Raw genomic sequence first — 12,607 nt, forward strand, 5'->3', positions numbered from 1 at the left:
TTTCCTATTCCTTCCGCGCCCAAACACCTTAATTATTCAGTGCCGCCAGCAATTTTTCCGTTACAGGTTCTGCAGAAGCAGGATTCTGGCCCGTAATTAACCAGCCATCCTGTACGGCAAAAGGTTGCCAGTCCGCACCTTTTTCATATTTGGCACCGCGTTGTTTCAGCATATCTTCCAGCAAAAAAGGAGTCATTGCCACTGAGCCGCCTGCATTTTCCTCACTATTGGTAAAACCCGCTACTCTTTTTCCTTTTATCAGATATTCCCCATTGGCCAGTTTTACATTTTTAAGAGCAGCAGGTGCATGACATACCAGTGCAACAGGCTTGCCTTTCTGAATAAGTCCACTGATAAGCGCGATAGAGGTTTTATTCTCCGGTAAATCCCACATAGGGCCGTGACCACCGGGGTAGAAAACTGCATCGTAATCTGAAGCTTTAATTAAAGCAAGCGTTACCGTATTATTTAAACGCTCCTGTGCTGCCGCATCTGCCAGAAACTTTTTGGCAGAAGGGGTAAGGAAGGCTTCTGAAGTACTTTTAGGATCTATGGGAGCCTTGCCGCCTTTGGGAGAAGCGATAGTTACCTGCACTCCTTTTTCTGTTAACTTATAATAAGGAGTACTGAATTCTTCCAGCCAGATACCGGTTTTATCGCCATTGGCCAGTTCGCCAAACGAGGTTACTACTATTAATACTTTCTTTGGTTGTGCAGTTTGCGCATAAACCTGCTGCACTGCCAGCAGCAACAATGCCATTACATATCTCATCATCTTTTTCATATCCTTAATTTTGTTACAAAGCTAGTACCCCCTGCCTGACCGGTAAAGGACATAGCGCACAGTTTTAAAGTGACACAGATCACATCTATTTAATAATGACCGAAGCATTTTCTATACTCAGAGCACATTTGCAGGAGCTGATTACCCTTACCGATGGGGAGTTTGAATACCTGTGTTCGCATTTTCAACCGAAGAAATATAAAAAACACACCATTATACTGCACCCAGGCGACCGTGTACACAATGAATACTTTGTGGTAAAAGGCTTACTCAAAACCTTTCTTACCGATGAGGATGGCAAAGAACATATCTGGCAGTTTGCTATGGAAAACTGGTGGGTATCTGATTATCAGGCGCTCCACCATCAAACACCAGCTACTTTTGCCATTCAATGTCTGGAAGAGGTTACCCTGCTGCAACTTTCCTATAGCGATCGCAATAAGCTGTGTAGCGAGATGCACAAGTTTGAACACTTCTCGCGCATGAAGGTTACCTCCGGTTTTCTCAATATGCAAAACCGGGTAATGGCTTTGTTAAAGAACGATGCACAATCGCGCTATCAGCAACTACTACAACAATATCCTACTTTAATACAAAGGGTGCCTAAAGCACTTATAGCTTCTTACATAGGTGTATCGCGCGAAACACTCAGCCGGCTACACTCCTGAACAAGTATTGTAAAAACATTTTTCCCGCACCCAACACATTTCCATACTACGCCGTATAACAGTTACAGGAGCTCCTGACTGTCATCATCATTTACTCATTCATTTAATAGTTTATGAAAAAAACTGTATGTTTTGCCATTACAGTGGGCGTAGCCTTGCTTACATTTTCCTGTACTAAAAACCCCGATACGCCCGATACCGAAGCAGGCAACTGGGTAAGAAGAGGCACATTGGACGGGCCTGCCCGCTCCGGCGCCGTATCGTTTGTTATTAACGATACCGCCTATATAGGAACCGGCTTTAATCAGAATGTACAGACGTATAAAAATGAGCACGGGGATGACCTTATTAAAAACGGTTTTCTGCGCGACTTCTGGAAGCTGAACATGCCTCCGGTAAGCGAGGGCAATACACAGGAAAATTATACATGGACACAGGTGGAAGAGTTACCTGGCCCAAACGGGTTCCGGGCTTATGCCGTAGGGTTTAATATTGGCAATATTGGTTATGTAGGCACAGGCATGAGTGCTGACAGGTATACCATGCTGAAAGATTTTTACGCCTTTGATGGCACTAAGTGGGAGCAGAAAGCCGACTTCCCTGGCAGTCCGCGCCAGTATGCCGTAGGTTTTGGCTTTGGCAGCAGAGGTTATATTACTACAGGCGATGACGGCGCCAATACACAGAAAGACAATTACCAGTACAATCCGGAAGACAACAGCTGGCGTGCAGTAACTGCACTCAGTGGCACCAAGCGCCAGGGAGCTTCTGTGTTCGTACATAAAAACAAAGCCTATGTATTTGGTGGCTATAGCAGCTTTGATAAAGTAACCGATATGTGGGCTATGGATAGCGCCACCCTTAAATGGGAGTACAAGGGCAACCTGATTAATGAGCTGGATGATAGCAGAGACGATGATTATACAGACATCTGCCGCCAATACGGTAGCGCCTTTGTAATTGGCGATTACGGCTATTACACAGCGGGCGATAACAGGGGCATCCTTATCTCCAGCACCTGGCGGTACGATTTTGCCAACAACCAGTGGGCCCGCAGAACACCACTGGAAAGAGCCGCCCGTACCAAAGCCCTGGGTTTTTCTGTACATAACCGCGGTTTTGTAGGCACCGGTGCTACCGGCAGCCAGGCTATGGATGATTTTCAGGAGTTTATGCCTAACCAAACGGTAGATGCGGCAGACTAACTGCCTCTCAGGTAACGGCAATAAAAAAGGGGATGTGGATACACCCCCCGTTACACATGAGAAAAACACTATGCACTGCTGCATAGAAGCTTGTATACTAAACGCCTTTAAAAGGCTTTGTGTTCTGTTTATGTAAAACCGGGTGTAAGATAAATATCTTTTACCGGTTCTGCCGCTAATAAATCGGTATGCGCGTCACTTTTTGCCGCCATGCCCTATAATAAAAGAATCGCCGTCCGGCTTCTTTATAACACCGCCCATCCTTTTTACCTGCAGGAAGGCAGTATAAAGCAGCCAGACGGCATTATAAAAAACACCAAACAGTATAGTACAGTTTACCATTAACGCAAAGCAGGTCAGCCGGTTACCCCATCACTTCCCGCAGTTTACGCTCCGCATGTTCTGCCCGTTGCAGCAAAGCCTTATCCTGTATATAAGGGTGAAAAACATTTACCGGTGTTATAAGGCCCGCTTTATAAATATCACTGAAGGGGCGGTAACTCAAAGGCAGTTGCCACTGCTGCTGCAAATGCGTAAAAACAACACTATCATTTTTGCTTAACATCGTATAATCTACCACCAACCTTTGCGAAGCAGGTATCTGCTTCAGATGCTCCAGTAACGCTTCGTTGTAAACCACACAGGCTTTCAAAAAAACCGGAGCCAGCTTGCGGTATATCAGTTTACGGCGGCTACGGCTTTCTATCGCGCTCCACAACAAACGTTTAAACCACCCCTTCTGCGCATATTGCTGTGCTGCGTTTTTATACTCACGCGATAATAACGAGTTTACCACTTCCTTATAATCGCGTACAATAATCAGATACTTTGCCTGCGGCAACACTTGCTGATAAGCAGGCAGAAACAAACAGGTGCGCGGGTCTTTCCAACCCCATATGGCATGGTTGTCATTTTTTTCTAACACCAGTGCCGCCACCTGCTGCTGCTGTTCTTTCGTAAGCACGGGTGGCTTTTCCAGCCACAGGCCGGTTTCAGACATGTCATGTTGTTGAAGCAACCCTTCGTGCAACCTTACAAAATCCATATCTTCAAAATGTCCTTCCTCATTACCAATACCCTCTCCCATCAGCTCCTCCCCCACAGATAACCCGCAGCGATATAGCCATTGTGTAATTAAAGACGTTCCGGAGCGGTGCATTCCTGCAATTACCAATACATTGTTATTCATTAACTATACCGTTGTGCGTGTTGTTTTTTAAAAAAGAAAAGAGACCCTGCCAGTTCAGAAGTAATAAAGTAAAACAACCTGCCTGCACTCTCCTCCACCTCCTGTAAAGCCGTGTTAATATAGAGGTCTGGCGAAGCGGGAATATCAAAGGGATCGTTGATGCCGGTAAGATTACCAATACGATCCGGATGCCCTTCCGGCAGCAACGCCTTACGATATAGCCCTTTTGTATCCCGGTTAATAAGTTCGTCAACCGCACAATCCACAAATACCGTCTTTACATCCTCATAGGTTTTCGCTATTTCCTCACGCACTTCTTTATATGGATTAATAGCACTGATAATAACCACCACACCATGCGCAGCCAAACGGCCTGCCACAAACCCCAGTCTGCGGATATTCTCGCACCTGTCTTTACGGGAAAAACCAAGGTCTTTACACAACACCTCCCGGTAGTCATCGCCATCAATCACTTCCACCTTAATACCATGCTGCTGCAACCTGCCCTTTACCAGTGTTGCCAGTGTAGATTTACCGGCGCCAGACATACCACATAATTGTACAATCATAATCAGAATGGTTTATTTGCAACTGTTTGCACCCACCTAAAGATTACGGATACATACATTTTGATGCCCCGGCAAATGCTGTACATCTGTTAATACAGTGGAAGTAACTATATTAGCAGACGAATGAAATTATTGTGTAGATGAACAGGCAAATCCGGTATCCTGTATGGCTGTTGGTGATGTTTTTATCTGTTGCTTTTTACCCACAGGCACAGGAATACAAACATCTTTTAAGAGGCTTTGACGATAATGACGGAATTGACATACGTGGCATGGGTAGCGATGAAGGCTACACCAACGGTACACGCATTGACCTGCTTTACCAACCCGCAAAACAACGTTCTTTACTTTACCGCCTGCTGCCCAAAGCGGGCGATAGCAGCATTACCACCTATGGCTGGGGCATTATGCAGGTAATGTACACCCCCAACCAGCTGAAAACCCCTTTTCCACCGGCAAATGACTATCCGTATGCAGGCGGCTTATTTGCAGCACATACTTTTCACTCTGCCAATCCGCTCAAAAAGCTGAACCTGCAAAGCGAAATTATAGTGGGCGTTATGGGCCCTCCCTCCCTGGCAGAAGGGTTTCAGAAGTTTATACACAAAACCTTCGGCTTTATTACACCCCGTGGCTGGGATAGCCAGATGCCTACCGACCTGTTGCTGAATTATAACTTTACTGTAGAAAAAGGATTGTATGATAAACATTCCTTACTGGACGTATCGGCAGGTGCACAACTGGCGGCGGGCACTATGCAAAACAGCGGCTACGTATATGGGTTACTGCGGTTGGGCAAAAGATCGCCTTACTACTCCGGCCTTATACAACAATATACGCCTCCACCGGGTGATGCCAAACGCTGGCAGCTGCATGCCATTATTAAACCCGGGGCGCAGCTGATGCTTTACAATGCCCTGTTTCAGGGTGGAATGTTTAATAAGGAATCCCCCTACCGTGGTAAGGTTCATGGAGGCCACCATTCTGTGCAACCGGTAAAATGGGTAGGCAGGTTTGACTTTGGTGTAATGGCTTCTTCCGGCCGTGCCTCTGTGCTTTTTATGCAAAGCCTGCGTACCCGGGAAGCCCAGGGCATACGCCCGCACTCAGTAGGTACTATTTCGCTGCAACTGGCCTGGTAAAAAAACAGGGTCGCTGGCGGCGACCCTGCAGGTACATGTTCCCCCCGGAACTATAACTGTTTTTTCTCTTTCATCTTTTTCTTCATCTCCTCCTTCATTGTCTCTTTCACCGCCTCATAAGTCTCAAACTGCTCCGTTGTCAGCACCTGCTTCAACTCCGCTTCTTTTTGTTCATTTATCTTTTTAGCCTGCCGGTACTTAGCCAGCTTGCCGCCCCCGCTTTTTACAACGGGCTCCATTTGCTTTGCATACTTAAGGTTAATAGCCCCCACTTTGGCGGTCTGCTCCTCATTCAGCTGCAACTTTGTTTTCATAAGATCCGTCTGAACCTTTGCCCGCTGCTCCGGCGTGGTATTTTTTAATTCTTCGGAAGCCTGCGCCTGCACCAAAGCACAGGACAACAAAGCTATCAGCAGTAAATACAGATACTTTTTCATCTTTTGTATGTTTTTATGTGTTACCAGTTAATTGTATAGCTGGCTCCGCTGTTAAGCGTAAGCACACCCGTTCTGTTTCCTTTAAACACCAGTTTACCTGCAAAAGCAAAGCTGCGGCCACCGGTTCCGGAACCTGTAAAAGTAACCGCCAGCGTACCGGAGTCAACCAGCAAGGTTTGTTTACTCACTGCCACATCGGTACCTGTAAGGGTAAGCAAACTGGTAAACACATTTTTGTTCCGCACCTTAGAGGTTTGCGACCCATTGCGGGTAATTTGCATATTGGCTGTATAAGCAGCAGAAGCCGCGCCCAGTCCGCTAATTCTTAAAGTAGCAGCAACCTTATCATTGCTGGACATACGTGGTGCATCATACACCGTATTGCCATTATACGTAAAATCGAAATACGGGCTGGCTCCACAGGTAAGCGACCAGTGCCAGCTGGCGGTAAGCGAATAGGTAACAGCAGCATTGGCAGCATTTACATATACAATGCTGGTGTCTTTAGCCGCACCGCAGGCAGTACTATATTTTGCAGCTATGCGGGCAGCATCTGTTGTTTGTGCGGTAACACCGCCCGAAGAGGACGCCACTGCCTGGGTTATTACATCGGCCACGTCTTCCTCCGTAACTTCTGCACTACTGTTCTCTTTACGGCAGGAAGTAAGCAGCAGGGTAAACAACGCACACGCAGCAACACTGCGGCTAAGAATACGTACTTTTTTCATAATGGTATGTTTTGTTTTAATGAAGGCAAATTGCGGAAGAAAGAAAAGGCAGACCAGCTAAAAATGGGTGAAGCTGCCAGAAACCGGGGTAAAGCATCAGTTATCCAGCCAGGCCTTAAATTCAGGTACCCGCGCTTTACTGATCAGGATTTTTTCAGCAGGTTCCGGCTGCAAACGCAAAAACAGGCGGCCGTTAAAATACAGTTCTATTTCCTGTATAGCATTCCGCTGTACAATACATTGCCGGTTGGCCCTGAAAAACTGCTGTGGATTTAACTGCTGTTGCAACTGCTCCAGCGTATAATCTATTATATACTGTTTATTATCTCTGGTATGGGCGTGCACTACCTCGTTGGTGGTATAAAACCAGGCAATGGCAGCTACCTCCAATGGAATCAGCTTTTCTCTGAACTGTACCAGAAAAGATTGTTTATAAGCAGGCTGTCCGTGCTGCAACACCTTCAGCAACTGTTGCATCTGCTCCCGCGCGTTTACAACCGTGGCAGTGCTTAAACGCCGGTATTTATCCAGCGCCTGCTTAATTTCGTCCTGGTCAAAAGGCTTCAGTACATAATCTATTCCATTGGCTTTAAAAGCCTGCAGAGCATAATTGTCATACGCCGTTACAAAAATCACCGGCTGCTCCACGTTCACCTGCTGAAATATTTCGAAAGAAAGCCCATCACTTAAACGGATATCCATAAACACCAGATCGCATGCTGCCGGGTATGCACGAAACCAGCTTACCGCCTCTTCCACGCCCGGCAATACCCCCACCACCGCTATGGTGCTGTCAGCTTCCCGCAGCATATATTCCAGATTGCGGGCATTGGTAGGTTCGTCTTCTATAAGCAGTACGCGCAGGGGCATGGTCAACGGATTAAGGGTAATACAACTATAAAGTGAAGATCGGTACGGTTAATGGTTATTTCCACCCCCTGTAATAAGCGGTACCGCTCGCTCAGGTTCAGCAGGCCGGTGCCGCTCTGTTCCTGTACAAAACCTACAGGTTGCAGGTTATTTTGTACATACACCTGCCCGCTTTGAGCCGTTACCTGTATATATAAAGGTGTGGCAGCGGTTGCTTTGTTGTGTTTGGCAGCATTCTCAATTAATGGCTGTAACGACAAATGAGGAAGCCGCCATTCCATATATTCCTCCGGAACAGTAATGGCAATATCAATACTATTCTCAAACCGCATTTTCAGCAGCGCTGTATAGGCTTCCAGCTCCTTCAGTTCCTCCCGCAACGTTACCACAGACTGGTTGTGCTGCAGCAGCCCTCTGAATATTTTGGAAAGATGCCCTATAAAACGTTGTGCTTTGGCAGGATCTTCCCTTACAATACCTGCCAGTGTACTGAGGGAGTTGAAAAAGAAATGCGGGTTCAGCTGCTGTTTTAATAACGACAGTTCCGCCTTTACAAAACGGGTTTTCGCCTGCTCCGCTTCCAGTTCGCGCGAGCGGGTTTCGCGCAGCAGAAACAATATGCGTATTACCAGCATTTCTATTACCATGCTAATGAAGAAACGCCCCAGATAACCACCTCTGTAAAACTTTCGCACCTGAGGAAGATGGGCATGCAGCGGGCGGAATAATAACCGCTGTACAGATGCTCCTATAATAACCGCAACCAGAAACAAAGCAAGGTTCTGCAGCGGACGCAGGCGAAAATGTGCCTGCCCGTGCATATTATATATAAATACCAGCCAGCAGAACAGAAAATTATAGCTGAACTGAAATGCAAACTCCAGGGGATTAAAAACAGAAACCTGCGCCAGCATACCATCAGCCCGCAGGGCAGACAGCCGGGGAATATTCACCATCAGCGCAACCGCCAGTGCGCCGTACAGCATTATCTTTTTTTCGTCAGACAACCGCATCATCCTTTCAAAGATGCGTAATAAAGTGGCATAGTGTAGCCGCCCTGCCGGCGAAGCTGTAAAAAGCAGGGGTGAATTTTAGCCCAGCGCCATACAGTTCTTATCCTTCGGCTCGGCAGTATCCAGGTTGGTGGCTTCCCGGTCGGCCTCCATCATACGGCTCAGCTCTTCAAAAGTAGCCCTTACCGCCAGCAGATACTCATTGTCATCGTTACGCACGGCAGACAAATGCTTCAATGCCTTTTCATCGTGCAGGAAGAAGGTTTTGGCAGAACGGGTGGCCGCTTCTGCACTGTGCCCCAGCATTTTCAACACGTCTACCCCTACCCGCAGACTGGTATCCAGTGTTTCGCGGTAAATATTCAGGATACCCTCATTCATCAGGTCATAGGCGTCAAAACGGTTAGAGGCCCTTACCAGCATGCGCAGGTTGGGGAAGTGTTTTTTTATGGTTTCAATCATCTCCAAACGCTTCTCTTCATCGCCAATGGCTATCACAATCAGCTTTGCCCGGGTAGCCCCTGCAATTTCCAGCAGGTCGTGCCGGCTGGCATCTCCATAATATACTTTAAAACCAGCTCTGCGCAGCCAGTCCACATTATCACTATTAATATCCAGTACCGTGGTGCCTATTTTATTGGCGTTCAAAAAACGGCCTATGGTGGTACCAAAATGCCCGTACCCGGCAATAATTACAGGATTATCTTCTTCCGCCACATCCGACGGAGGCAGATCTTCCGGTGCAGCCTTATCCGAAAAATGCAGCACCAGTTTCTCGTTCAGCCAAATTACCAGCGGCGTCAGCGCCATACTTATAGCCACCACCGCTACCATAATATCTGTAATATCTTTGGTTAATATACCCGCCTGGCTGGAAAAGCTGAACAGCACAAACGCAAACTCCCCTACCTGGCAAAGCGCGGTACTGAAAATAGCATTCTGATCTCTGGTAAGGCCGAAGATGCGGCCCAGTAAACGCAGCACCAACATTTTACTTATCATAATACCCAATACCAGCCCCAGCACCACCAGTGGTTTGGAAAGAATCAGGTTAAAGTCAATCGTGGCACCCACTGCTATAAAAAACAGCCCCAGCAACAGCCCTTTAAAGGGATCAATGTCACTCTCCAGCTCATGCCGGTACTCGCTGTTGGCCAATACTACCCCGGCCAGAAAGGCACCCAGTGCCGGACTCAACCCTACCGTAGTCATCAGCACAGCAATACCTACCACCAGCAGCAGCACCATGGCGGTAAACATTTCACGCATACCCGTTTTGGCAATAAACCGGAATACCGGGCGCATCAAATAACGGCCGGTAAGTATTACCACGGCTACAGACCCCAATACAACACCCGTTTGCATCCACGCAGGTAACTCCCCCACCAGGTTATGATGGTCAGACGAACCGGCTGCGGGGATATTGGCCTCATTTACCAGCAGCGGAAAAATGGCCAATATGGGAATAACGGCAATATCCTGAAACAGCAATACGGCAAAAGATGACTGCCCGGCAGAAGACTTCATCAGCCCCTTCTCCTGCAACGACTGTAACACAATGGCAGTGGAAGACATGGCTATAATCATCCCCAGGGCTACCGACTGCTTCCAATCCACCTTCAGCAACATAGCCAACCCGGCAATTACACCAATGGTAATACATACCTGCAGGCCGCCCAACCCTGCTATAGATTTGCGTAACCTCCAAAGGCGCATCGGTTCCAGTTCCAGCCCTATCACAAACAACATCATTACCACCCCAAACTCTGCAAAGTGCATCAGGTCTTCCCCCTCCTCTCCTATAAAATGCAAACATGCGGGGCCTATAATAATACCAGCCAGCAAATACCCCAGCACCGAACCCAGCCCTGCCTTTTTAGCCAGCGGCACCATTACCACTGCTGCTGCCAGATAAATCATTGCCTGAAAGAAAAATGAATGCTGCATAAGCCTGTATGTTTTTCGCGGGGAAAGTTACGCCAATCATATACCTCAGTTGTTGTACAATTCGTGCATAAATTTCCCCTGATTATTGGTATGCCTTAGCTGTTCCTTTCTATGGTACGCGTGGCACAGTTCTTTAATCAGTGTTATCAGAAAAACAATATTACCATAAAAACAATAACCTATGGCTAATTCATCTAAAACAACAACGAAACGGAAGGCTACCAGCGTAGCTAAAAACATGGGCGCTGCCGAAGGCGATTCTATGTTGCAGGAGTTTTTTGAAGACTCACTGAAAGACATTTACTGGGCTGAAAAGCACATTGTAAAAACATTGCCTAAAATGAAAAAGGCAGCAACTTCACAGGAGCTGAAAGATGCATTCGATCAGCACACCGAACAAAGCAAAGGACAGGTAGCCCGTCTGGAGCAGGTGTTTGAAATTCTGGGTAAACCGGCACGTGGTAAAAAGTGCGAAGCCATTGAAGGTATTACCAAAGAAGGCGAAAGCATTATTGAAGAAACGGAAGAAGGTACTTCTACCCGCGATGTAGGCCTGGTAATGGCTGCACAAAAAGTAGAACATTACGAAATTGCCACTTACGGTGGTTTGGCGCAACTGGCTGAAACACTTGGCCAGAGCGAAGTAGCACAGCTGCTGCGCGAAACACTGGAAGAAGAAAAAGAAACTGATATGCTGCTGACAACCATAGCTGAAAATGGCATCAACTATGAAGCAGCGGAAGAAGTGGAGGCTGAATAAGTGCAGGTGAAGAGTGGAAAGCCCCGTTGTATACGGGGCTTTTTTGTTCCCGGCAAATACACCATTAAACATTTTATTATGGACAACAACAAGAAACCAGAAGCACAGGAAACCCAGATATGGCTAAACGATAAAGACACACTGCAAACACCGGATGAAGCAAAGAAGGACAAGACAACATCCGTTACCGGTAAACAGGAAAAAGTAACCGCAACCGAATGGAGTGAGGAGCCTACCCTGGGAGATAAAATTGAGGTAAGTAGTGAGAATGAAGACATTTTAACACCCGTTACCCAAAACACCGGTACCGGTAGAAAAGATAAAGAAAGTGATTAAATAACACCTAAAATAAAAACTTATGGAAACAGCATTTATGCCGGCATCTGTTCCGGCACAACACCAGGAAAAGCAACCAGGTACAGAACAGGAAATGTATCCAAAACCTATTTACGATACCGGGGAAGCAGGCTGTAACCGATTAAAAGGAAAAACTGCTATTATAACAGGTGGCGACAGTGGCATAGGCAAAGCCGTAGCTATTGCCTTTGCAAAAGAGGGAGCTAACGTATGCATTGTATATCTGGACGAGCATGACGATGCCAGAGAAACCGGTGAAATTATTAAGAACAAATATGGAAGGCAGGTATTGCTTATCTCTACCGATATGCGTAAAGAGATAAATGCCAAAGATGCTGTAGCAAAAACATTGGCTGAGTTTGGCAGTATTGATATTGTAGTGAATAACGCAGCTGTGCAGTATCCACAGCAAAGTATTGAAGATATTACGTCTGAGCAGCTGGAGAATACCTTCGCCACCAATATCTATGCACAGTTCTACCTTACCAAGCACGCCGTACCTTATCTTAAACCCGGCAGCACGGTAATCAATACCACTTCTGTAACCGCCTACCGCGGCAGCGAGGCATTACTGGATTATTCTTCCACCAAAGGTGCTATTGTATCCTTTACCAGAAGCCTGTCGCAATCGCTTATTAAAAAAGGTATACGTGTAAATGGAGTAGCACCAGGCCCGGTGTGGACGCCTTTAATCCCTTCTTCTTTTGATGAAGAAAAGGTAGCCTCTTTTGGCAAAGACATCCCCATGGAAAGACCTGCACAACCGGCAGAGATAGCGCCGTGCTATGTATTCCTGGCCAGCAAGGAAAGTGTTTTTATTAACGGACAGGTACTGCATCCTAACGGAGGCACTGTGCTAAATACCTAGTGTAGCGCGCTATGCTATTTTCCTTTACTATAAAAAAAGCCCCGGCATTGTTGCCAGGGCTTTTTTGTGT

The 12,607-nt window shown here is 46.8% G+C and carries 14 protein-coding genes; 6 read left to right on the forward strand and 8 right to left on the reverse strand.

Annotation, left to right across the window (positions count from 1 at the left end):
* Positions 1-28: 28 nt before the first annotated feature.
* Positions 29-784, reverse strand: coding sequence for a type 1 glutamine amidotransferase domain-containing protein (locus IEY13_RS23740; protein ID WP_188957038.1), 756 nt, complete (start codon positions 782-784; stop codon positions 29-31).
* 95 nt (positions 785-879) lie between these two features.
* Here IEY13_RS23740 and IEY13_RS23745 point away from each other — a divergent pair, with 95 nt between their 5' ends.
* The gene (locus IEY13_RS23745; protein WP_188957040.1) at positions 880-1,452 is read left to right on the forward strand and encodes a Crp/Fnr family transcriptional regulator; all 573 of its coding nucleotides are present in this window, start codon (positions 880-882) and stop codon (positions 1,450-1,452) included.
* 113 nt (positions 1,453-1,565) lie between these two features.
* Positions 1,566-2,657 (forward strand): Kelch repeat-containing protein, encoded by a 1,092-nt coding sequence (locus tag IEY13_RS23750; protein WP_188957042.1) that lies wholly within the window; start codon positions 1,566-1,568, stop codon positions 2,655-2,657.
* 364 nt (positions 2,658-3,021) lie between these two features.
* Here the strand turns inward: IEY13_RS23750 and IEY13_RS23755 are convergent, their stop codons facing one another.
* Together IEY13_RS23755 and cysC are read right to left on the reverse strand one after the other, a co-directional pair.
* Positions 3,022-3,846, reverse strand: a complete 825-nt coding sequence (locus tag IEY13_RS23755; RefSeq protein WP_188957044.1) for a sulfotransferase family protein — start codon at positions 3,844-3,846, stop codon at positions 3,022-3,024.
* Positions 3,846-4,415, reverse strand: coding sequence for an adenylyl-sulfate kinase (gene cysC, locus IEY13_RS23760; RefSeq protein ID WP_188957045.1), 570 nt, complete (start codon positions 4,413-4,415; stop codon positions 3,846-3,848). The genes IEY13_RS23755 and cysC overlap by 1 nt, the downstream gene beginning before the upstream one ends.
* A 140-nt stretch (positions 4,416-4,555) precedes the next feature.
* Between cysC and IEY13_RS23765 the strand changes: the two genes are divergently transcribed.
* Positions 4,556-5,557, forward strand: coding sequence for a lipid A deacylase LpxR family protein (locus IEY13_RS23765; RefSeq protein ID WP_188957047.1), 1,002 nt, complete (start codon positions 4,556-4,558; stop codon positions 5,555-5,557).
* 50 nt (positions 5,558-5,607) lie between these two features.
* On the opposite strand, the gene IEY13_RS23770 is transcribed toward IEY13_RS23765, so the two are convergent.
* The 5 genes from IEY13_RS23770 to IEY13_RS23790 all read right to left on the reverse strand — a co-directional run bounded on the left by IEY13_RS23770 (position 5,608) and on the right by IEY13_RS23790 (position 10,552).
* The gene (locus IEY13_RS23770) at positions 5,608-5,994 is read right to left on the reverse strand and encodes a DUF4890 domain-containing protein (protein WP_188957049.1); all 387 of its coding nucleotides are present in this window, start codon (positions 5,992-5,994) and stop codon (positions 5,608-5,610) included.
* A gap of 20 nt (positions 5,995-6,014) precedes the next feature.
* Positions 6,015-6,722: a hypothetical protein gene (locus IEY13_RS23775; protein ID WP_188957051.1), complete on the reverse strand. Its 708-nt coding sequence runs from the start codon at positions 6,720-6,722 to the stop codon at positions 6,015-6,017.
* A 96-nt stretch (positions 6,723-6,818) separates the two neighbouring features.
* Positions 6,819-7,592, reverse strand: coding sequence for a LytR/AlgR family response regulator transcription factor (locus IEY13_RS23780; RefSeq protein WP_188957053.1), 774 nt, complete (start codon positions 7,590-7,592; stop codon positions 6,819-6,821).
* Between the two features lie 2 nt (positions 7,593-7,594).
* Positions 7,595-8,608: a sensor histidine kinase gene (locus IEY13_RS23785; RefSeq protein ID WP_188957055.1), complete on the reverse strand. Its 1,014-nt coding sequence runs from the start codon at positions 8,606-8,608 to the stop codon at positions 7,595-7,597.
* A gap of 75 nt (positions 8,609-8,683) precedes the next feature.
* The gene (locus IEY13_RS23790) at positions 8,684-10,552 is read right to left on the reverse strand and encodes a monovalent cation:proton antiporter-2 (CPA2) family protein (RefSeq protein WP_188957057.1); all 1,869 of its coding nucleotides are present in this window, start codon (positions 10,550-10,552) and stop codon (positions 8,684-8,686) included.
* Positions 10,553-10,733: 181 nt separating this feature from the next.
* Between IEY13_RS23790 and IEY13_RS23795 the strand changes: the two genes are divergently transcribed.
* The 3 genes from IEY13_RS23795 to IEY13_RS23805 all read left to right on the forward strand — a co-directional run bounded on the left by IEY13_RS23795 (position 10,734) and on the right by IEY13_RS23805 (position 12,537).
* A complete protein-coding gene (locus tag IEY13_RS23795) occupies positions 10,734-11,312 on the forward strand; it encodes a YciE/YciF ferroxidase family protein (protein ID WP_188957059.1) in 579 nt (192 codons plus the stop codon).
* 78 nt (positions 11,313-11,390) lie between these two features.
* Positions 11,391-11,648 carry a hypothetical protein gene (locus IEY13_RS23800; protein ID WP_188957061.1) on the forward strand — a complete coding sequence of 86 codons (258 nt, stop codon included), beginning with the start codon at positions 11,391-11,393 and terminating at the stop codon, positions 11,646-11,648.
* Positions 11,649-11,670: 22 nt separating this feature from the next.
* On the forward strand, positions 11,671-12,537 hold the full coding sequence (locus IEY13_RS23805; protein ID WP_229687994.1) for an SDR family oxidoreductase: 867 nt from the start codon (positions 11,671-11,673) through the stop codon (positions 12,535-12,537).
* Positions 12,538-12,607: the final 70 nt, after the last annotated feature.

It is taken from the genome of Filimonas zeae (genome assembly GCF_014641615.1).
GTDB classification, from domain to species: Bacteria; Bacteroidota; Bacteroidia; order Chitinophagales; family Chitinophagaceae; genus Filimonas; species Filimonas zeae.